1 protein-coding gene and 2 pseudogenes are annotated in these 24377 nt (G+C 65.0%); all 3 read right to left on the bottom strand.

Going from position 1 to position 24377, the window contains the following annotated elements; genetic code table 11:
- Positions 1–71 precede the first annotated feature (71 nt).
- Complete coding sequence (locus tag F0169_RS28030) at positions 72–9107, bottom strand: non-ribosomal peptide synthetase (protein WP_482822449.1); 9036 nt, start codon at positions 9105–9107, stop codon at positions 72–74.
- Positions 9108–9118: 11 nt separating this feature from the next.
- Positions 9119–11404: pseudogene (locus F0169_RS28600) on the bottom strand (condensation domain-containing protein); the annotation flags it as partial.
- A pseudogene (locus F0169_RS28595) lies at positions 11401–24309 on the bottom strand (amino acid adenylation domain-containing protein). The pseudogenes F0169_RS28600 and F0169_RS28595, both read right to left, overlap by 4 nt.
- Between the last annotated feature and the right edge of the window lie 68 nt (positions 24310–24377).

The following is a 24377-nucleotide window of genomic DNA, read 5'->3' as shown; positions in this document are numbered from 1 at the left end:
GCGCCTTAAACCGGACGCAGAGCGTGCGCGGCGGCATTCCCGCGCAGCGCGTGGGAACGATCCCGGCGGCCTCATGAGACCTCCTCGCCTACGCCAACGCCTGCACGCCACCACCCAGCCAAGCCCAACACATTGGGGGCCTTGAGCAACGTGAAGTGGTTGCCCGCGCCATACCAAACCTGCAACGCACTGCCCTGCCCGCGCCAACCTTCAATCATCAAGCCCTGCTCGCGCTGATTGCCTGACGCATCCAGCGCCGGGTCTTCCGCCAACACCAGGCGCACCACACCGTTGTAGCGGTGCGCAGGCCGATACACGGTGCGCAACGCCGCCGCATAAGTGCGCGCCGGCCCATCCATCGCGTCCACACTGGCGCGCGCCGGCAATAAGCCGACCGCGACCATGCCGGCATGCAAGCGCTGGCGCTGCGTCACCTCGTCCCAACCGGCAAACTCGGCACGGTCGATGCCCAGCGGTTTGCCCGCCGACAACTGCATGGCCTCAATCAACCGCAACAAGGCTGCCGTTGTTGTGTAAGGCCGGCCCGCGCCGCCCGGCGCCTCGCTGTCGATCACCGTCAACGACGCCACTTCACGGCCCATCGCCTGCAACCGCAGCGCCATCTCCAGCGCGACCCAGCCGCCAAACGAATGCCCGATCAAATGCACCGGCCCGCGTGGGCACTCGTGCTCCAGTGCTACCAAATACCCCTGCGCCGCCGCTTCCACTTGGCTGTGCGGCACCGCCTCGCCATCCAGGCCACGCGGCTGCAAACCATACAGCGGCCATTCGCGCCCGAGTGCTTCACTCAAACCGACGAAGCCGGTAACGCTATCGCCCGCACCCGGCACACAGAACACCGGCGCATACCCCGCGCGGCCACTCTGAATCCGCAGTAAGGCTTGATGCTGCGCCTGCGCCACCGGGGCACACGCAGCCATGGCCTGAGTCATCGCAGCGCCCAAGGCCTGGATATGCGGCGCCTGCATCATGCTCTGGTGGTCACCCGGCACCTCGATTTGGCGCAATTGCGCAGGCGCCAACGCGTCGTTCCAGCCCAGCGACGTGCTGCGCCGTGACAACTCGGTCGGGCGCTCCAGCGCGCTGAACAGGTGCACTGGCACCGGCAACGGGAACAGGCTGTAGTGCGCCAACGCATGCCCATGGCCCACTTCGCGCTGGATAAAACTTATGAGGTCCGCGTCCGTCGCCGCTGCCATTTGCGCGTACAACAAACCTTGATCGCGACAGCGTTGCAGCAGAGCCGCAAGGTCCAACTGTCGAATGTCTGCCTCCAATTGTTCCAGGCTTGCCAGCTCATCCACACCTCCCTGTGCTTTCCAATACGCCGTGCACTGCAACAACAAATGCCGCTTCAGAGCGTCCGGCCCGCTCCAGCGCGCCTTGCCCTGGTCGGTCATGCGCGGCACGTAGGTGTCGATCAGGCCGAGAAACGCCACCGGTTCATCCAGCCCCAGCAGTTGCATGGCGACTTCATAGGCCAGCACACCGCCGAACGACCAACCCGCCACGCGGTACGGCCCGTGCGGTTGAAGGCTGCGAATCAGACCGACCATGCGCGCCGCCAGGCCTTCCATGGTGTTCAGGCGCGGCTCGCCCAACGCCACGCCCGGCAGGCCGTAAATCGGATAATCACCGGGCAAGTGCTGGCCCAGCGCCGGGAAGTACACGTCCATGCCGCTGAACTCGTGCACCAGAAACAGCGGCGGCTGCGAGCCACTGCTACGCACGGTGATCACCGAATGGTCGCGCGCAGGCGCAGCCGTGCGCTGGCTCAGCATGGCGGCGACGCAGGCCACGTTGGCGTGCTGGAACAGCTCGGCCAGTGACACCTGCAACCCCGCCTCTTGCATCAGGTTGACCAGTCGAATCGCCAGCAATGAATGCCCGCCGAGTTCAAAGAAGCTGTCATGCCGCCCAACCTGCTCAAGCTTGAGTACCTCGGCCCACAACTGCGCCAGGGTCTGCTCAAGCGCATCCACCGGCGCTTCAAACGCGCGGCTGATCACCGCGTCCGGGGCCGGTACAGGCAAGGCTTTGCGATCGATCTTGCCATTTGCCGTCAGTGGCATGTGCGCCAGCGGCACATAGGCCGACGGCAGCATGTATTCGGGTAACTGGCCTTGCAAAAACGCCCGCACGCTGTCGACGTCAACCGGTTCAGCGGCCCACGTGAAATACGCCACCAGGCGCTTGTCACCCGGTACGTCTTCACGCGCCAACACCACTGCATCCTGAACGCTCGCGCACAGCGCCAGCCGCGCTTGGATTTCACCCAGCTCAATGCGAAAACCGCGAATCTTCACTTGGTCATCGTTACGCCCGATGCACTCCAGCAGGCCGTCCGCCGTCCAGTGGCCGAGGTCGCCGGTGCGGTAGATCACGCTGCCCGGGTTGAACGGGTCTTGCACGAACTTCTCGGCCGTCAGCTCAGGCCGGTTTAAATAACCAATGGCGACGCCGTCGCCACCGACGCAGATTTCGCCGACCACACCCAGCGGCACCGGCTGCAACTGCGCATCCAGCACGTGGATTTGCGTGTTGGAAATCGGCCGACCCACGGGCACGCTGGTAGCGTCATCGGCAACCGCATGCACGGCATGCGTGGTGGCGTAAGTGGTGGCTTCCGTCGGCCCATAGCAATGGACGATGCGCAGGTCGGGCGCCCGCGCCAACAGGCTGCGGAACGCCGAAGGGTCGCCACGTTCGCCGCCGCACAAGAGGATGCGCAGGCCAGCCAGGGCCTCGGGAATCATCTGCACGTATTGGTTGAACAACGCGGTGGTGAGGAACAGCACAGTGGTGCCTGCCAGCGCGACGCTGAAGGCGGCCGGGTCGAGCAAGGTGGCGTGGTCGATCACCTGCACCTGGCCGCCGTGCAGCAATGGCGCCCACACGTCCACGGTGCTCGCATCGAACGCCGGGTTAGAGGCGAAGGCCACGCGGTCAGTGTGGTTGAAGTCGGCGTAGCCGTTATTGATCACCAGCCGCGTGATGCCACGGTGCGGCACCAATACGCCCTTCGGCGTGCCGGTGGAACCGGAGGTGTACATGATGTACGCCACGCTGTCCGAGTGCTGCGACAGGTCCGGGTTGTGGCTCGGTTGCGCGGCGACGGTCAGGCTGTCGAGGTCGAGGCGGCGCGCTGCGCAGTCGACCGCCAGCGCGCTGCGGGTCAACAGCCAGGCCGCGCCGCTGTCTTGCAGCATAAACGCTTGGCGCTCGACGGGCGCGTTGATGTCCAGCGGCACATAAGCGGCGGCGCATTTGAGCACGGCCAATTGGCTGACCAGCAGGTCAATCGAGCGCGGCAACAGGATCGCAACCGGGTCGGCGGGGCGCACCCCCAGTTCCAACAGGTGATGAGCCAGGCGGTTGGCGCGGGTGTTGAGTTCGCCATAGCTCACCGCGTGCTCGCCATGCAGCACCGCCACCGCGTCAGGCCGCGCGTGGGCCTGGGCTTCGAACAGACGCTGCACCGTGTGCTCGCGGGGGAACGCGCGGGTGGTGGCGTTGAACTGCGCCAGTTGTTGGCGTTCGGCCTGCGGCAGAATCGGCAGGTGCCCGATGGCGATCTCGGCGTGTTGCTCCAGCGCCTGCACCAGTTGCTCCAGGGCAACCTGCAAGTAACCACACAAACGCTCGGCGCCCTGCCCCATGGCGTGCAGGCTGAAATGATCACCAAGGTCATCGACGCTCACCGACAACGCATAGTTGCTCTGTTCTTCGGCCTTGAGCAATTGAATACCTTGCCACGCCTCGGCCACACCGCCAACGGGCGGCGCGCTGTGGCGGTAGTTGAACAGCACATTGAACAACGGCGTGCCCACCGGCACGCCGCTGCAACGCTGGGCCAATGCCAGCGGCGCATGCTCATGGCTGAGCAGTTGGCTAAGGCGCGCGTGGGTCGCACGCAGCGCCGTGCGTACCGAGTGTTCGCCCACGTCGACGCGCAGCGGCAAGGTGTTGATAAACACGCCCATGGCGCGTTCTGCGCCTTCGCCACCTTGCAGGCGGCCGAGCATCACCGTGCCGAATACCACGCGCTCGCGACCGCAGACCTTGCCCAGCACATGCGCCCAGGCCAAGTGCATCAGGCTGGCCGCGCTGACGCCCGACTGACGCGCCTGAGTACGCAGGCGCAGGCTCAACTGCGGGTCGAGGGTCAGTTGCGCGTTTGCCTCACCGCCGAGGTTGGCGACCTCGGTGGGCTCATCAATCTCAGCGAGCATTTCAGCGAAAAACCCTGCGTGATCGTCGACGCTCAAGCGGGTCTGGGCCACGTAGTTGCGGTACGGCACCGCTGCGCCGAGTTGGTCCTCGCGGCCCAACAGAAACGCCTGCAGTTCGTGCTGCAGGATGTCCAGGGCAATGTGGTCCATCACCAAGTGATGGAACAGCAAGGTCGCCACCACACGCTGTGAAGCCTGCGGGTCCTGCATATACACCAGGCGCATCAGCGGGGCTTGGGCGAGGTCGAGGCGTTGTGGCAACGGCGCGTTTTCGACGCTCAACGAGGCTTCACGCCACACTACTTGCACCGGTTCTTCCAGGCCGTCCCAATGGAATGACGAGCGCAGCACGTCGTGCCGCTGGATCACCGCCTGCAACGCCTTGGTAAACGCTTGCAAGCGCAGCAGGCTGTCGAATGCGAACTGCGCTTGCAGCACGTACGCGTCGCCTTCCGTCACCGCGCGGTGGTGATAAAGCATGCCGGCCTGCAACGGCGTCAGCGGGTAAATGTCCTGCACATTCGCCGCGCCGCCGGGGATACAGGCGACGATGCGCTCGATAGCGCCTGGGTCCAGCGTGACCAACGTGAGCATGGCCGGGGTGATATGGCGGCAGTCGGCGGCAATGCCATTCACCGGCACCACCACTTCACGCCCGCCGCCCAGCGCCGCCGCCAACGCGCTTAACGTCGGCTGGCCGAACAGCACTTTCACATCGGCCGACAAGCCGAGGCGGCGCATACGGCCCATCAGGCTGACGGCCAACAACGAGTGCCCACCCAGTTCAAAGAAATTGTCGTGACGGCCCACGCGCTCTACGTTCAGCAACTCGGCCCACAGGCTGGCCAGCGCGATTTCGGTATCCCCCACCGGCGCTTCGTACTCGCGCAACCTCAGCGAATCCACGCCCGGCGCGGGCAGCGCCTTGCGGTCGAGTTTGCCGTTGGGGCTCAGCGGCAGCGCGTCGAGGTGCACAAAAATCGCCGGCACCATGAACTCCGGCAAGTGCTGCAGCAAATGGCTGCGCAGCGCGTCAATGTCGCTGTGCGTGCCGGTGTAATACGCCACCAGCCGGTCTTCGCGCGCCACCACGGCGGCCTCGCTGACCTGCGGATACTCCAGCAGGCGCGCCTGGATTTCGCCCAGTTCAATGCGTAACCCGCGGATCTTCACCTGGTCATCATTGCGCCCCAGGTACTCAATAGTACCGTCCGCCAAGTAGCGGCCGACGTCCCCCGTGCGGTACATCCGCCCTGGGCTGAACGGGTCGTTGAGGAAACGCTCGGCAGTCAGTTCAGGCCGGTTGAGATAACCGCGCGCCACTTGCACGCCACCGATGAACAGCTCACCGACCACGCCCAACGGCACCGGTTGCAATTGGCTATCGAGCACGTAAATGCGCGTGTTGGCGATGGGTTTGCCGATCGGTGTGTTGTCCGGCGTGACCGCACCGGCGCAGTTCCAGGCCGTGACGTCGACCGCCGCTTCAGTCGGGCCATACAGGTTATGCAACTGGCTGCCCGGCAACTGTTGCTTGAAGCGCCGCACCAGGCTGCCCGGCAAGGCTTCGCCGCTGCATATTACGCGTACCCGCCCAGCCGCTTGGCTGACGTCGCCATGGGCGAGGAACACATCGAGCATCGACGGCACGAAGTGCAACGTCGTGACCTGTTCAGCCGCGATCACCTCGCACAGGTATGCCGGGTCTTTATGCCCGCCAGGCCCTGCCATCACCAGGCGCGCGCCGGTAAACAGCGGCCAGAAGAACTCCCACACAGAAACGTCGAAGCTGAACGGGGTTTTTTGCAGCACCGTGTCATGCGCCGTCAGGCCATATTCGTCCTGCATCCACAACAGGCGGTTGACCACGCCGGTGTGTTCGTTGATCACGCCCTTGGGTTGCCCGGTGGAGCCCGAGGTGTAGATCACATACGCGGCCACGCCCTCAATACCAGGGTTTTCCATCGGTTGATGCTGCCAGTCAGGCTGGTCCAGCTCGACTACCGGCACCGCGCCGAGCAAGCCGCGCGTGGCCGCTTGGGCCAACACCACCACCGGCGCGCTGTCTTGCAGCATGTAGGCAATGCGCTCTTGCGGGTAAGCCGGGTCGAGCGGCACATAGGCCGCGCCGGCTTTGAGAATGGCGTACAGGCCGACGACCATTTCAAGGCTGCGCTCCACGCAGATCGCCACGTGCGAACCCGGCTCCACGCCCAGCGCCAGCAAGTGGTGGGCCAACTGATTCGCCTGCGCGTTCAGCTCGGCGTACGTCAGTTGCTGTTCGCCTGCCTTGACCGCAATCGCCTGCGGCGTGCGCGCCACCTGCGCTTCGAACAGGCCGTGCAGGGTTTGCTTGAGGTCGTAGGCCACTGCGGTGGCGTTGAAGTCGACCAGCAGCTGCTGACGCTCACGCTCATCCACCAGCGGCGCATGTTCCAGCACCGCCTGGTCGTTATCGACCATCGCCTGCAGCACGCGGGTGAAGTAGCCGACGTAACGCTCGACAGTCGACTGATCGAACAGCGCCAGCGCATATTCCAGCGCGCCGAGAATGCTGCCCTGTACTTCACCCAGGTTCAGCGACAGGTCGAACTTGGCAAAGTGGCTGTTCTCGACAATCCCTTCCAGCGCCAGATCGCCCAACGCCAGGGTCGGTGCGCTGCTGTCCTGCCAGCTCAGCAAGGTCTGGAACAGCGGGCTGTGGGCCAGGCTGCGGACCGGCCGGGTGACTTCCACCACTTGCTCGAACGGCAGGTCCTGATGGGCCTGAGCGTCCAGCGTCAGGGTTTTTACGCGCGCCAGCAATGCCTCGGTGCTCAGCTCGCCCGAGGTGTCGATACGCACCGCCAGGGTGTTGACGAACAGGCCGATCAGCCCTTCCACCTCGCTGCGCGTTCGGTTGGCCACCGGCGAGCCGATCACCACGTCGGTTTGCCCGGACAGCCGCGCCAACAGCGAGGCCCAGGCGGCCATCAAGGTCATGTACAGCGTGGTGCCATGGCGTTGGCTCAAAGCCTTGAGCCCGGCGGTGAGGCGTTCATTCAAGCGCACTTCAACGCTGCTGCCGGCGTAGTCCTGTTGCGCCGGGCGTGGGCGGTCAGTCGGCAAGGTGAGCAGTGCCGGCGCACCGGCCAACGCCTGCTGCCAGTAGCTGCTTTGGCGGTGCAGCACTTCGCCGCTCAGCCACAAACGTTGCCACACGGCAAAGTCGCCGTACTGAATCGGCAGTGGCGGCAACGGGTCGCGCTGGCCATGGCTGAACGCCTGGTACAGCGCCATCAGCTCACGGGTGAGCACGCCCATCGACCAGCCATCGGAGACGATATGGTGCAGGGTCAGCAGCAATACATGGTGATCGCTGCCCATCACCACCAAACGCCCGCGCAGCAAAGGGCCACGCTCCAGGTCGAACGGCGCCGAGGCTTCGCCGTGAATCAACGCGTCCAGCGCTTGCTGCGGTTGCGGGTGGCGGCGCAGGTCTTGCACTTGCAGCGGCAACACCTCTTCAGCGGGCACGATCAGCACTTTGGCGTCGTCGCCGTGCTGGGCGAAGCGGCTGCGCAAGGTTGCATGCCGCGCGACGATACGCGCCAGCGCCCGTTGCAGCGCCTCGACATGCAACTGCCCACGTAAACGCAAGCCGATAGGAATGTTGTAGGCGGTGTTGGCACCTTCCATCAGCGCCAAAAACCACAGGCGTTGTTGGGCGAAGGACAGCGGCACGTCGTCATCGCGATTGGCCGGGAGAATGTCCGGCAAAGTGCTGCGACCGGCTTTGGCGAGCACCTCGGCGACCGCCGCCAGCTCGGCATTGGCAAACAAATCGCCGAGTATCAGCTCGACACCGAGGCGCTGGCGCACTTGCGACACCATGCGCATGGCCAGCAGCGAGTGCCCGCCCAGCTCAAAGAAATGGTCGCGGCGCCCGACCCGCTCCACGTGCAGCACATCCGCCCAAATCTGCGCCAACACACTTTCGATCTCGCCTTGCGGCGCCACGTATTCGCGGGTAAACAGCGCGGCCATGTCGGGCGCAGGCAGCGCCTTGCGGTCGAGTTTGCCGTTGGCGGTGAGCGGCAATGCCGCGAGTTTCACGTAGGCCACCGGGACCATATAGTCCGGCAGGTGCGCCACCAGGTGGGCACGAATGTCGCCGACGGCCAACGCGTCGAACTGCGCATGCTCGGTGAAATACGCCACCAGGCGCTCCTCACGCACCAGCACCACGGCCTCCTGAATCCCGGGCAATTGGTTGAGTTGGGTTTCGATTTCGCCCAGCTCGATGCGCATGCCACGGATTTTCACCTGGTCGTCATTGCGCCCCAGGTATTCAAGCGTGCCGTCCGGCAACCAACGCGCCAGGTCGCCGGTGCGGTACATGCGCCCGTCGTTAAACGGGTCCTGCAGGAAGCGCTCGGCTGTCAGTTCCGGGCGGTTCAGGTAACCCCGCGCCACACCCTTGCCGCCCACATACAGCTCGCCCGCCACACCCAGCGGCACCAGCCGTTGCTGTTCATCCAGCAAGTACACCGTGACATTCGCGACCGGTTTGCCGATATGCAACGGCTGGCCGACCTCGACCTTGCCCGAGGTGGCAACCACGGTGGCCTCGGTGGGGCCGTAGTTGTTGATCAGTTCAAAACGCTGTGCACGCGCAAACTGGCGCAGCCGATCGCCGCCGATCAGCAGCGTGCGCAACGTCGGGTGTTCGATCTGCTGGCTGAACGCGTACTCGGCCACCGGCGTCGGCAAAAAGCACACGTCCAGCGGCTGCCCGCGCCACCACACCAGCAAGGCGTCGAGGTCTTCGGCGCGTCGTGCGCCGGCGCCAGGTGCAAGGTCGCGCCCACACACAGCGCCGGCCAGACTTCCCAGGCCATTGCATCAAAGCCGAAACCCGCGACGCTGGCGGTGTGGCGCCCGGCACACAGGTCAAACGCGTGGCAATGCCAATCGACCAGATTCGCCACGGTGTGGTGCTCCACCATTACGCCTTTTGGCAGGCCGGTGGAGCCGGAGGTGTAGATCACGTACGCAAGGTTTTTCGGGGTGACGGCAACGCTGGGGTTATCCGTCGAAGCGTGTTGCCAGGTCACCCGATCCAGGGCGATCACCGGCACTTCAAGTGAGGGCAGGCGCGCGAGCAACGCGTGCTGGGTCAGCACCGCCACCGGCGCGCTGTCACTCAGCAAGTAGCTCAGGCGCTCGGCCGGGTGGGACGGGTCCACCGGCACATAGCAGGCACCCGCCTTGAGGATCGCCAGCAACCCGGCCAGCGTGTCGAGGCCACGGCGCGCGACGATGGCCACGCGGTCGTCGGGTTGTACGCCCAGCGCCAACAGATGATGCGCCAGCTGATTGGCGTGCTGATTCAGCGCGGCGTAGGTCAGTGAGTGGCCCTGATGTACCGCAGCAATAGCCTCGGGCGTGAGCGCCGCCTGCGCTTCAATGCGCGTGTGGAGCGTGGTGACTTGGGGGAAGGCGGCTTGGGTGGTGTTGAACTGCTCAAGCAGTTGTTGTTGCTCGGCCACAGGCACTACCGACAGGTGATTCAGCGCGGTGTGCGGCGCCTGCTCCAGCGCAGTCACCAGGTTTTCCAGGGCGGTTTGCAAGTAGGCGCACACCCGCTGCGGGTCTACCGAGGTGCTGGCGAGCAGGCTCAGGCCGAAACCATCACCGAGGTCATCGACGCTCAAGGTCAGCGGGTAGTTGGTGCGTTCTTCGGCGCTGAGCGCTGCAATCCCGTGCCACGCCGACACGCCCTCGGCGCTGGCCGCCGGGGCGCTGTGGCGGTAGTTGAGCAACGCGCTGAACAACGGCGTCGGCGCCACAACGCCGCTGCAACGCTGGGCCAGCGCAAGCGGCGCATGCTCATGGCGCAGCAAGGTGGTCAAGCGCGTGTGGGTGGCTTTGACGCCGCTGCGTACGTCTTGGCCGTCCACGTCGACGCGAAACGGCAGCGTGTTGATGAAAATACCCAGCGCGCGGTCCGTGCCATGGCTGCCTTGCATGCGGCCCATCAACACGGTGCCGAACACCACGTGCTGCTTGCCGGACAAGGCGCCCAATACTTGCGCCCAGCCCATATGAAACAGGCTGGCGGCGCTGACACTGAGTTGCCGCGCTTGCGCACGCAAGCGCTGCCCCAACTCGGCTGGCAGCGGCACGCTGACCTCCTGAATGCCGCGCGCATCGCCCTGCACGTCCTGCAACCCAAACGGCAAGGTCGGTTCGCTGATGTCGCCGAGCATCTGGCGGAAAAAGCTTTCGTGTTCCTGCTCGCTGATGCCCAAGCGCGCCTGCGCCACGTAATTGCGAAACGGCACCGCCTGCCCCAGCGCTTCGCCGTGCCCCAGCAAGTACGCTTGCAGTTCATGGCATACCACTTCGAGCGCGCTGTGGTCGAGGGCCATATGGTGGAACAACAACGTGGCGACAATGCGCTGGTTCTGCGGGTCTTCGGCACGCACCAGGCGCAACAGCGGCGCCTGCGTCACGTCGAGGCGATAATGGCGGGCGTCGTACAGCGCGTGCAGTTGCGCGGCAATATCGCCGTCGGCCGGGTCCAGCGTCAGTGCCTGCACCGGCAGGCGCGCCTGGCGCCACACCACTTGCGACGGCTGTTGCAAACCGTCCCACACCACCCCCGTGCGCAAGATGTCGTGGCGGTCCATCACGCGTTGCAACGCGTCGGCAAACGCCTCGAAACGCGCCAGGCTGTCGAACGAAAATTGCGACTGCATCACGTACGGGTCGCCCTGCTCGGCGCTGACATGGTGGAACAGAATGCCTTCCTGCAACGGCGCCAGCGGGTAAATATCCTGAATATTCGCTACACCGCCGTCGACGCTGGCGACGATACGATCAATCTCTTCCTGGCTGAGTGTCGACAGGCTGAGCATGCCCGGCGTGATGTGTTCAGCGCCCGCCGGAATGGCGTTCGCCGGCACCTGCACCTCACCGGCCTTGGTCGCCGAGTACTCGCCGGCCTTGATCAGCTCAATCAGCGCGGGTTTGTGTTCGCGCAACGCCGCCAGTATCGCCGGCTCACTCAGCGCTTGTTTATTGCCTTGCACCGACAACTGCTCGCCCTTGAGCGCCAGTTGAATGTCCTTGGTTTTCAGTGTCGCCAACAGCTCAAAGAGGCTCACAGGACGATCTCCATTCGTTCAGTTATGGCGGCGTAGCCGGCCAGGGTTGGCGCTTCGAACAACGCCCTTACATCGGCTTCCATACCTTCCTGGCGCAGGCGGCCGATCAAGCTCATGGCGAGCAGCGAGTGCCCACCCAGTTCAAAGAAATTGTCATGCCGCCCTACCCGCTCCACCTTCAGCAGTTCGGCCCAAAGTTCGGCCAAGAGGATTTCGGTCGGGCCTTGCGGCACTTCGTACTCGCGCACCTGCAACGCATCCATGCCCGGTGCCGGCAGGGCCTTGCGGTCGAGTTTGCCGTTGGGGCTCAGCGGCAAGGCGTCGAGGTGCACGAACAGCGCGGGCACCATGAAGTCCGGCAGGTGCTGCAGCAGGTGCAGGCGCAGTTGTTCGATGTCGCTTGGCTGGCCGGTGTAGTACGCCACCAGCCGGTCTTCGCGCGCCACCACGGCGGCTTCGCTGACCTGCGGATACTCCAGCAGCCGCGCCTGGATTTCGCCGAGTTCGATACGCAAGCCACGGATTTTCACCTGGTCATCGTTGCGGCCCAGGTACTCGATATTGCCGTCGGGCAAGTAACGGCCGACGTCACCGGTGCGGTACAGGCGCCCGTCGGTGAACGGGTCTTTGAGGAAGCGCTCGGCGGTCAGCTCAGGGCGGTTCAAGTAGCCGCGCGCGACTTGCACGCCGCCGATAAACAGCTCGCCGACCACACCCAACGGCAGCGGCTGCAACTGCGCATCCAGTACATACATGCGCGTGTTCGCAATCGGCTTGCCGATGGGGGTATTGTCCGGCACCTCGGCGCAGGCGCAGTTCCACGCGGTCACATCGACCGCCGCTTCGGTGGGGCCATACAAGTTGTACAAACCAACCGCTGGCAATTGCTGCTTGAAGCGCCGCACCAGGCTGCCCGGCAAGGCTTCGCCGCTGCACATCACGCGCACCAGCCCACTCGCCTGGCGGATCTCGCCATGCGCCAGGAACACGTCGAGCATCGACGGCACAAAGTGCAGCGTGGTGATCTGCTCCGCTTCGATCACTTCGCACAGGTACGCCGGCTCCTTGTGCCCGCCAGGGCGCGCCATCACCAGGCGCGCGCCGGTGAACAGCGGCCAGAAAAACTCCCACACCGACACGTCGAAGCTGAACGGGGTTTTCTGCAGCACCGCGTCATGCGCGTTAAGGCCGTAGGCGTCCTGCATCCATAACAACCGGTTGACCACGCCTGCGTGTTCGTTGATCACGCCCTTGGGCTGGCCGGTGGAGCCAGAGGTGTAGATCACGTAGGCCATGTGCTGGGCGCTGAGGCCCGGCACTTGAGGGTTGCTGGCGGGCTGGTGCTGCCAGGTGTTGTGGTCCAGATCAATCACCGCCACATCGCCGAGCAAGCCACACGTTGCGCCCTGCGCGAGCACCACCACAGGTGCGCTGTCGTGCAACATGTAGGCAATGCGCTCTGCTGGATACGCCGGGTCGAGCGGCACGTAGCCGCCGCCGGCCTTGAGAATGGCGAACAGGCCGATGACCATGTCCAGGCCACGCTCCAGGCAAATACCCACGCGCGAATCGGCTTGCACGCCGCGTTCGCGCAGGTGATGCGCCAGGCGGTTGGCGCGTTCGTTGAGCGCCTGGTAGGTCAGGTGTTGCTCACCGGCTTTGACCGCCACCGCGTCTGGCGTGCGCGCCACCTGGGCTTCGAACAGGCCGTGCAGGGTCTGGTCGAGGTTGAAGTTGACGGTGGTGGCGTTGAACTCCACCAGCAGTTTTTGGCGTTCCTCGGCGCCCAGTACCGGCAGGCGATTGAGCGCCTGGTGCGGCGCCTGCTCTAACGCTTCGACCAACCCGGCCAAAGCATTTTGCATGTAGCCGCAGACCCGCTGCGCGTCAACCTGCGCCAGGGCCGTCACGTCATAGCCGTCGCCCAAGTCATCCACGTTCAAGGTCAACGGGTAATTGGTGCGCCCGTCATTGACCAGGGTTTGCATGCCTTGCCACGCTTGCTGCGCCTCGTGCGAGCGGGTTGCAGCGCCGCGATGGCGATAGTTGAGCATTGAACTGAACAGCGGCGCCGGGGCCGCCACCCCGCTGCAACGCTGGGCCAGCGCCAAGGAGGCGTGTTCATGCCCGAGCAACGCGGTGAGCCGCGCGTGGGTGGCCCGCACCGCAGCGCGTGCACCTTGCTCATCAATGTCCAGGCGCAACGGCAAGGTATTGATGAACACGCCAAGGGCACGGTCAGCGCCCTCGCCGCCTTGCAGGCGGCCGACCAATACCGTGCCGAACACCACGCTGTGGCGACCTGCGGTGGCCGCCAACACCTGGCCCCAGGCCAAGTGGAACAGGCTGGCCGTGCTTACCCCGAGCAGGCGTGCCTGAGCGCGCAGGCGGCGGTTGAGGTCTGCGTCCAGGCGCAGGCTATGCGCCTGGATGGCGCTGCCGTCGCCGCGCACGTCCTGCAAGCCGAACGGCAAGGTCGGTTCATCGACATCACCGAGCATCTCGCAGAAAAAGCGCTCGTGTTCGGCTTCGCTCACGCCCAGACGCGCTTGGGCCACGTAGTTGCGGTACGGCATCGGCGCCGTCGTCGGGGCGGCGTGGCCGAGCAAATGGCCCTGCATTTCGTGCAGCACCACGTCGAATGCGGTGTGGTCGAGGGCAATATGGTGATAGAGCAACACCACCACCACGCGTGCGTTGGCCGGGTCGTTGGCATACATCAGGCGAATCAGCGGCGCCTGGCTGATGTCGAGGCGATAACGCCGCGCATCAAACCGCGCGTGCAGGCCGGCCAGAACATCACCTTGCAAGTGCAGTTCCTGCACGCTCAGCTGAGCCTTGCGCCACACCACTTGCAGCGGTTGCGCGAGGCCTTCCCAGACCACGCCGGTGCGCAGGATGTCGTGCCGGTCGATGACTAATTGCAGCGCTTGGGCAAAGGCGTTCAGGCGCTCGATGCTGTCGAACGCCAAGTGCGATTGCAGCAGGTACGGGTCGCCCTGCTCGGCGGTGATGTAGTGGTAAAGAATGCCTTCCTGCAACGGCGCCAGCGGGTAAATGTCCTGCACATTCGCGGCGCGCCGGGGACGCGGCCGACCACCTCGTCGAGCGTCGACTGGTCGAGCTCAACCAGCGGCAGCATGTCCGGGGTGATGCGCCGGCAATCGGCGGCGATACGGTTGGGTGGCACCTGCACTTCGCGCCCGCTGCCCACGGCGGCGGCCAGCGCAGCCAGGGTTGGCTGGCTGAACAGGATGCGCACATCGGCGCTGAGGCTGACCTGGCGCATGCGCTCGATCAGGCTGACGGCCAACAACGAATGGCCGCCGAGTTCGAAGAAGTGGTCATGCCGACCGACCTGCTCCACCTGCAACACCTCGGCCCAAATGCGCGCCAGGGTGGTCTCGACCTCACCTTGCGGCGCTCCATAGTCCCGGCTCAGCAGCGCGGTGTGGTCGGGTTCCGGCAGAGCTTTGCGGTCCAGCTTGCCGTTGGCGGTCAGCGGCAGCGCGTCGAGTTTTACATAGGCGACCGGCACCAGCGCCTCGGGCAACTGCGCTTGCAGTTGCGCGCGCAGGTGTTCAATCGCAAGCGGGTAATGTTCGCTGAACCACGCCACCAAACGGCCGTCACGCACCAGCACCACCGCTTCGCCGACACCCTCAAGCGCGGCCAGGCAACTCTCGATTTCGCCCAGTTCGACGCGCACGCCGCGCACTTTCACCTGATCATCGTTGCGGCCCACGTAGTCGAGATTACCGTCGGGCAACCAGCGCACCAGGTCGCCGCTGCGGTACATGCGCCCGCCGTTGAACGGATCATCCAGGAAGCGTTCGGCAGTCATCTCAGTCCGGTTCAAGTAGCCCCGCGCCACGCCGCTGCCACCCACGTACAGCTCACCGACAACCCCTACCGGCACCGGGCGCAGCTGTGCATCGAGCACGTAGACGTGGGTATTGGCAATCGGCTGGCCGATCGGCAAGCCCTGCCCGGCGTGCACGCGGCCCGAGGTGGCAACCACCGTGGCTTCGGTGGGGCCGTAGTTGTTGATCACTGCAAAGCGCTGTTCCCGGGTGAACTGGCGCAGGCGATCGCCACCGATCAGCAGGGTGCGCAAGCTCGGGTGTTGCAGGTTCTGGCTGAAGGCGTATTCGGCCACCGGAGTCGGCAGGAAGCTGACATCCAGCGGCTGTGCCAACCACCAGGCGAGCAGCGCGTCGATGTTTTGATTGCCGACATCGGCCGGCGGCAGGTGCAGGGTTGCGCCTGCGCACAGTGCTGGCCAGACCTCCCAGGCCATCGCGTCAAAGCCGAAACCGGCGACGCTGCTGGTGTGGCTGCGCGCATCCAGCTCGAAGGCTGCGCAGTGCCAGTGCACCAGGTTTGCCACGCTGCGGTGTTCGACCATCACGCCCTTGGGCTGGCCGGTGGAGCCGGAGGTGTAGATCACGTAGGCCAGGTGCGCCGGGGTCAGCGTTTCGAGCTGAGGATTAGTCACCGCGTGGTGCTGCCAACTGTGGTCAAGCAGGTTGACCGCTGTGACGGCGCCCAGCAGCTCGCGGGTGCCTGGCTCGGCCAGCACGGCCACCGGCGCGCTGTCCTGCAACAGGTAGGCGATTCGCTCGGCCGGGTGCGCCGGGTCGATAGGCACATAGCCTGCACCGGCCTTGAGAATGCCCAGCAGCCCCACCAACATTTGCGGGCCACGCCGGCAGCAAATCGCCACGCGGTCATCCGGTTGCACACCGAGTGCCAGCAGGTGATGGGCCAGTTGGTTGGCACGTTGGTTGAGTTGCTGATAGGTCAGCGATGCAGCGTCTTGCTGCACGGCAATCGCCTGCGGCTGGCGCTCGGCTTGGGCCTCAACGGCCGCGTGCAGCGTGTGCCCGGTTGGGTAATGCGCGGCGCTGGCGTTGAATTCACGCAGCAGCGTTTCGCGTTCCGCTGCAGGCAGAATATCCAGCTGATTGAGCGCGGTTCGCGGCGCGTTTTCCAGGCTGCCCACCAGTTGCGCCACGGCGTTGTGCATGTAGCCACACACACGCTCGGCGCCGATCTGCGGCAGCGCCAGCACGCTGAGGCCAAAGCCTGCGCCAAAATCATCGACGCTGAGGGTCAGCGGGTAGTTGCTGCGCTCTTCGCCGCCCAGCAGTTGCACACCTTCCCAGATGCCGTGACCATCGCGGGCCATTTCGCCGGGGTTACTGTGACGGTAATTGAGCAACGCGCTGAACAGCGGCACCGTCGTCGGCACGCCACTGCAACGCTGGGCCAGTGCCAGCGAGGCATGTTCATGGCCGAGCAATGCGCTGAGTCGCGCGTGGGTCGCCTTGACCGCAACGGCGGCACCGGCGGCCACATTCACGCGCAGCGGCAAGGTGTTGATGAACATGCCCAGCGCACGGTCGGCGCCCTCACCGGCCTGCATGCGGCCCATCAATACGGTGCCGAACACCACCTCGTCACGCCCGCACACCAGCCCCAGCACCTGCGCCCAAGCGAGGTGCATCACGCTGGCCGCGCTGACGCCCAGCACCCGCGCTTGCTCACGCACGCGCACCGCCAGTGCCGCGTCCAGTGGCACGTGTGCTTCTTCAATATCGCGGCCATCGCCCTGCACATCCTGCACGCCAAACGGCAGGGTCGGCTCGTCGATGTCGGCGAGCATGTCGCAAAAGAACTGCTCGTGTTCCGCCACGCTCACACCCAGGCGCGCCTGCGCCACGTAGTTACGGAACGGTGCGGCGTGCGGCAGCGCATCCGCCTGGTTGAACAGGAACGCGCGCATTTCTTCGCCGACCACTTCCATTGCGGTGTGGTCGAGCGCCAAGTGGTGGAACAGCAGGATCGCCGCGACCCGATTATTCGCCGGGTCCTCGGCGTAGACCATGCGCAGCAGCGGCGCCTGAGTGATGTCGAGGCGGTAGTGCCGCGCATCGAAGCGCGCGTGCAATTGTTCGATGATGCCGCCTTGTGCCGCGTCCAGCGCAACGTCCTGCACCACCAGTTGCGCCTCACGCCAAACCACTTGCACCGGGCTGTCGAGGCCTTCCCAGACCACACCGGTGCGCAGGATGTCGTGGCGCGTCACGACCTGTTGCAGCGCGCGCATGAACCCGTGCAAGCGCTCAAGGCTGTCAAACGCCATGCGCGATTGCAGCAAGTACGGGTCGCCCTGCTCGGCGCTGATGTGGTGGTACAAAATACCTTCCTGCAACGGCGCCAGCGGGTAGATGTCTTGCACATTGGCCGCGCCGCCGGGCACGCTGGCGACGATTCGGTCAATCGCGGCCTGGTCGAGCTGCACCAGCGTCAGCATGGCTGGAGTGATCTGTGTGCAGCCCTTCGGAATGCCATTCGCCGGCACCACAATCTCGCGCCCGCTGCCCACCGCCGCCGCCAGCGCTGCCAGGCTTGGCTGGCTGAACAACACGCGTACATCGGCGCTCAGGCCGACCTGCCGCATGCGTTCAATCAGGCTGACCGCGAGCAACGAATGCCCGCCCAGCTCAAAGAAATGATCATGCCGGCCCACGCGTTCCAGCTTGAGCACGTCTTGCCAAATCTGCGCCAGCAGGGTTTCTACTTCGCCTTGCGGCGCTTCGTAGCCACGGCTGAGCAGCGCGCTCTGGTCCGGCACCGGCAGGGCCTTGCGGTCGAGCTTGCCGTTGGCGGTCAGCGGCAGCAGCGCCAGCCACACATACGCCGAAGGCACCATGTAATCCGGCAACTGGCCTTGCAGGTGCGCGCGCAACGCTTCGATGTCCAACGGCGCCTGCGCGGTGTAGTAAGCCACCAGGCGCTTGTCACCCGGTTCGTCTTCGCGGGCCAGCACCACCGCGTCTTTGACACCGGCGCAGGTGGCCAGGCAGGTTTCGATTTCGCCGGGCTCGATACGGAAGCCGCGAATTTTAACTTGCAGGTCATTGCGCCCCTGGTACAGCAAGGTGCCGTCGACCTGCCAACTGGCCAAGTCGCCGCTGCGGTACAGCAGGCCTTCGCCAAACGGGTTGGCGATGAATTTTTCGGCGGTCAGTTGCGGCTGGTTCAAATACCCGATGGCCACGCCCGCGCCACCGATATACAACTCGCCGACCACGCCCAGCGGCAGCAGTTGCTGGCGCGCATCCAGCACGTAGGCCTGCGCATTCGCAATCGGCCGGCCAATCGGAATGCCGCCCGCAGCCAGCGCGGTGATTTCAAAGGTGGTGGAGAACGTGGTGGCTTCGGTCGGCCCGTAGCCGTTCAACAGGTGCTGCGGTTTGCCGTGGGTGAGCACGCGGCCAATCACCAGCGGGTCAAGCACATCACCGCCAACGATCAGGTAGCGCAACTGGCGCAGTACCGGCATCAGCGCATCGGCGTACTGATGGAACAGCCCGGCGGTCATCCACAACACGCTGATGGCTTGCTCTTGCAACAGCGCAGCAAACGCAGCTTGGGACAGCAGCACTGCCTGCTCGACCACCACCACGCAACCGCCATTGAGCAGCGGCGCCCACACATCAAGGGTACTTGCGTCGAACGCCGGGTTAGACGCGAACGCCACACGGTCGCGCGGGTTGAACTCGGCGTAACCGTTATTCAGCACCAGCCGCGAGATCGCGCGGTGCGGCACTTGCACACCCTTCGGTGCGCCGGTGGAACCGGAGGTGTACATGATGTACGCAACGCTTTGCGCAGACTGCGCCACCTCGGGGTTGCGTGGCGACAGTGCTTCCAGGTTCAACTCGGCGAGGTTATTCAGCACATGGCGCGCACCGCTGTCCTGCACGATAAACGCCTGGCGCTCCACCGGGGCGTTGACGTCCAGCGGCACGTAGACCGCCGCGCACTTGAGGATCGCCAGTTGGCACACCAGCAAATCCAGCGAGCGCGGCAGTGCAATCGCCACGCTTTCGCCGGGCTGCACCCCCTGATTGATCAAGTGATGGGCGAGTCGATTGGCACGGTGGTTGAGGTCGCGATAACTCATCGACAATTCACCCTGCACCGCCGCAATGGCTTCGGGACGCGCCAGCACCTGGGCTTCGAACAGTTGCTGCACGGTCAACTGCGACGGGTACTCGCGGGCGGTCGCGTTGAAGCCCACCAACAGTTGCTGACGCTCGGCAGGCGGCACAATCGACACCGCGTGCAACGGCGTGGTGGGCGCCTGTTGCAGCGCGGTCACGAGGTTGCGCAAGGCGGTAAGCATGTAGTCGCCCACGCGCTGAACCTCCAGGGTGGCCACGCCTTGCACGGTGAGCGCAAAGCCTGTGCCGAGGTCATCGACGTTCAACACCAGCGGGTAGTTGCTGCGCTCTTCAGAACTCAGAATTTCGATACCGGAGGCAGCAAACGGGCTGTCCCCCGGCGCGTCGCCCGGCGCGCTGTGACGGTAGTTGAGTAAGGTGCTGAACAACGGCAACGAACCTGGCACGCCGCTGCAACGCTGGGCGAGCGACAGCGAAGCATGTTCATGCCCAAGCAATTGCGCGAGGCGCGCGTGGGTGGCACGCACCCCGGCTTGCACGCCAACGGCACCGAGGCTGACGCGCAGCGGCAAGGTGTTGATGAACATTCCCAACGCGCGGTCGGCGCCCTCACCGCCTTGCATGCGGCCCAGCAGCACGGTGCCGAACACCACGTCTTGCTGGCCGGACACCTGCGCCAACACCTGCGCCCACGCCAGGTGCACCAGGCTGGCAGTGCTCACGCCGAGTTGCCGTGCCTGCTCGCGCAGCCCCTGGCTCAGCGCCGGTTCGAGCGGTAGATGCGCCTCGACGATGCCACTGCCATCGCCATTCACGTCGTGCAAACCGAAGGCCAGCGTCGGCTCGTCAATATCGCTGAGCATGTCGCTGAAAAACGCTTCATGTTGCGCCTGCGTGACACCCAGACGCGCCTGCGCCACGTAGTTACGGTACTGCACCGCGTCGGGCAGTTGCGCGCTGCTGCCAGCCAGGCTGGCGCTCATCTCTTGCACCAGCACTTGCAGGGCCGTGTGGTCGAGCAAGATATGGTGCAGGAGCAAAATACCGACGTAGCGGCTCTGCTCCTGCGCGTAGCCAAAATGCATCAGCGAGGCGCGCGACAGGTCGAGGCGATAGTGGCGCGGGTCGAAGCGTTGTTGCAGTTGCGCCAAGGCATCGCTGCCTTGGGTTTGAATACGCTCGACGGCCAATGAAGCCTGGCGCACCACGACTTGCACCGGTTCCTCCAGGCCTTCCCAGATAATCGCGGTGCGCAGGATGTCGTTGCGCTCGATCACGCTGTGCAGCGCGCGAACAAACGCGTCCACCGCCAACTGGTCGGCAAAGCTGAACTGCACCTGCAACACGTAGGGGTCGCCTTCGGTGGTTGCCAGGTGATGGTAAAGAATACCCGCCTGCAACGGCGCCAGCCCGTAGATGTCCTGCACGTTGGCAATGCCACCGGGGACCTTGCCGAGAATGTGCTCGATGGCGGCCTGGTCGAGGTTCACCAGCGGCAGCATGTCGGGCGTGATGTGCTGGCTGGCGGGTGTGATCAGGTTGTGCGGTACCACAACTTCCTGTTGCCCGCCGACCGCCGCAGCCAGTGCCGCCAGTGTCGGCTGACCAAACAGCACGCGCACATCGGCGCTCAAATCGACCTTACGCATGCGTTCGATCAGCTTGACCGCCAGCAGCGAGTGGCCGCCGAGTTCGAAGAAGTTATCGTCGCGGCGACGCGGTCGAGCTTCAGCAGCTCCTGCCAGAGGCCGGCGATGGCAGTTTCCACCGCGCCTTGCGGGGCGGCGTAGTCACGCCGCGCCAATGCGTCGGCATCCGGCGCGGGCAGCGCCTTGCGGTCGAGCTTGCCGTTGGTGGTCAGCGGCAAGGTGCCCAGTTGCACAAAGGCGCTCGGCAGCATGTGTTCGGCGAGGCTCAGCAGCAGATGGTCACGCAACGCGGCGGCGCTGAGTTCGCCCTCGGCCACCACGTAGGCCACCAGGCGCTTGTCACCCGGTTCATCTTCGCGGGCGATGACCACCGCCTCACGCACGCCCGGCGCGGTGGCCAGGCGCGCTTCGATTTCGCCCAACTCGATACGAAAACCACGGATTTTCACCTGGTCATCGTTACGCCCCAGGTACTCAACGCTGCCGTCGGCGAGCAGGCGGCCGAGGTCGCCGGTTTTGTACATGCGCAGGCCAGTGGCCGGGTCAGCCAGGAAGCGCTCGGCGTTCAGCGCATCGCGGTTCAGATAACCGCGCGCCACGCCGGCACCGCCGACGTACAACTCGCCGACCACGCCAAACGGCAGCGGCTCACGGTGTTCATCGAGCACGTAGAGTTGCAGGTCGGGAATGCGCACGCCAATCGGGCTGACACCGACGCGCTGCGCGTCGGCCGCTTGCAGCGCGCAGTACGTCACGTGCACGGTGGTTTCGGTGATGCCGTACATGTTCACCAGTTGCGTACCGGCGTTCATGGCGCGCGCATACCACGGTTTGAGCATGCCCGGTTCCAGCGCTTCGCCGCCAAAAATAACCTGGCGCAGCGAATGCGCTTGAGCGCTGTGTGCCTGAGCCGCGATCAATGGGCGGAACGCGCTGGGCGTCTGGTTAAGAATGCTCACGCGCGCGTCGCAGAGCAGCGCATAGCAGTCTTGCGGCGAGCGGCTGACCCATTGCGGCACGATCAGTAACTGGCCGCCGTGCATCAGCGCGCCCCAGATTTCCCACACCGAAAAGTCAAACGCGAAGGAATGGAACAGCGCCCACACATCGGTGTGGTTAAAGCCGAACCAGTGTTCGGTGGCGGTGAACAGCCGCGCGACCTGGCGGTGTTCGATCATCACGCCTTTGGGCAGCCCGGTGGAGCCGGAGGTGTAGATCACGTAGGCAAGGTTGGCCGCGCTGAGGGTGAGCCGAGGGTTGACGATGGACTCCTGGCGCAGGCTGTTGAGGTCGATTTGCGCCAGGTCGCCGACCAGGTGGCAGGTGTTGGCTTGCACCAGCACGGCCAACGGTTGGCTGTCGGCCAGGGTGTAGGCGATGCGTTCCAGCGGGTACGCCGGGTCGATCGGCACATACCCGGCGCCGGCCTTGAGAATGCCCAACAGGCCGATGATCATCTCCGGGCCGCGTTCCACGCAAATCGCCACGCGGTCATCCGGGCGCACGCCTTGCGCGAGCAGGCGGTGGGCTACCTGGTTGGCGCGTTCGTTGAGTTGGCGGTAGGTCAGGCGCTGGTCGTCAAAGCGCAGGGCTATGGCGGCGGGCTGGGCGGCGGCGTGGGTTTCAACCTGCTGGTGAATCAGCGCGGTGTCGGCGTAGTGCGAGGTGCTCTGGTTGAGCGTGTGCAGCAGGTTCAGGCGTTCATCGTGAGGCAGTATATTCAGGCCGCTGAGCGGCGAATCCGGTCGCTGTTCCAGCGCGTCGGCGAGGCTCTGCAGCGCGGTATGCAGGTAAGCGGCGACGCGCTGGGCGCCGATGGCCGTGTCCACCATCACCGTCAGCGCAAAGTCTTCACCCAGGTCATCCACGTTAACCGTCAGCGGGTAGTTGGTGCGCTCTTCGGCGCCGAGCACCTGAATGCCTTCGGCCACTTCGATCACCGCCGCCATGTCGGTAGCGGCGCTGTGGCGGTAGTTGAGTATCGCGCTGAACAACGGGGTCGGCGCGGCCACGCCACTGCAGCGCTGGGCCAACGCCAACGACGCATGTTCGTGGTTGAGCAACGTGCTCAGCCGCGCATGCGTGGCTTTGACCCCGGCGCGCACGCCTTGCTCGCCGACATCCACACGCAACGGCAGCGTGTTGATGAACATGCCTAACGCGCGCTCACCGCCCTCGCCTGCGCCCATACGCCCGAGCATCACGCTGCCGAACACCACCGCCTCGCGGCCGGCGACCACGCCCAATACGCGGGCGAGCGCCACGTGCATGATGCTCGCCACACTCACCCCGAGCGGTCGCGCCAGGCTGCGCAGGCGGCGGCTCAAGGCGCTGTCGACAGGCAGGCGGGCTTCATCGATGCCCTGGCCATCGCCCTGCACATCCTGCAAGCCGAACGGCAACGTCGGTTCATCGATGTCGGCAAGCATCTCGCGGAAAAACGCCTCGTGCGCTTGCGCGCTGACGCCATCGCGCACCTGGGCGATGTAGCTGCGAAACGCTACCGGCTCAGCGGCCAGGGCTTGCTCGCCGGCCAGGTACAACTGGATTTCATGGCGCACGCCATCCAGCGCGGTGTGGTCCAGAATCGTGTGGTGGAACAACAGCATCGCTACCACGCGCTGGTTAGCCGGGTCGTCGGCAAACACCAGGCGCAGCAGCGGCGCCTGGCCCAGGTCCATGCGATAAGTGCGTGCATCAAACCGCGCGAGTAACTGCGCGAGCACGTCAGCGCCGTTGAAGTGCGCCTCCTCGCAGGCCAGGGTTGCTGTGCGCCACACCACTTGCAGTGGCTCGTCGAGGCGCTCCCAGACCATTGAGGTGCGCAGAATATCGTGGCGGTCGATGACCCACTGCAGCGCCTCGGCAAATGCCTGCAAGCGCGCGCGGCTGTCAAACACAAACTGTGCGTGCAGCACGTAGGGGTCGCCCTGCTCGGCCGAAAGGTGGTGATAAAGCATGCCCTCCTGCAGCGGCGCCAGCGGGTAAATATCCTGCACATTCGCGGCGCGCCGGGGATGGCGGCGACGATACGCTCAATGGCCGGCTGGTCGAGGTTGACCAGCGGCAGCATCTGCGGGGTGATGCGGTAGGCCGGGCTCAGCCAGTCGCCGCCATGTTCGGCTACAAACTGCAGCAGGCGAGGCTTGTGGGCGATCAATTGATCCCACAGCGCGTCCCCCAGCGCGTCATCGTCGCCCAGTATGATCAAGTCGCCCTCTTCCAGTTGAAGACGGATCGCGTGGGTGGAAATCGCTGCCAATAATTCGCTGAACTGCATGGGGGTAACCTGCCTGATAAGTCACGGTGAAGGAGAAAGTCCGTTTTCAGCTGCCGCTTGAATCGGGT

The sequence above is a fragment of the Pseudomonas kitaguniensis genome, assembly GCF_009296165.1.
In the GTDB taxonomy this organism is placed as follows: domain Bacteria; phylum Pseudomonadota; class Gammaproteobacteria; order Pseudomonadales; family Pseudomonadaceae; genus Aquipseudomonas; species Aquipseudomonas kitaguniensis.
This window is presented reverse-complemented; position numbering and strand designations above follow the sequence as displayed.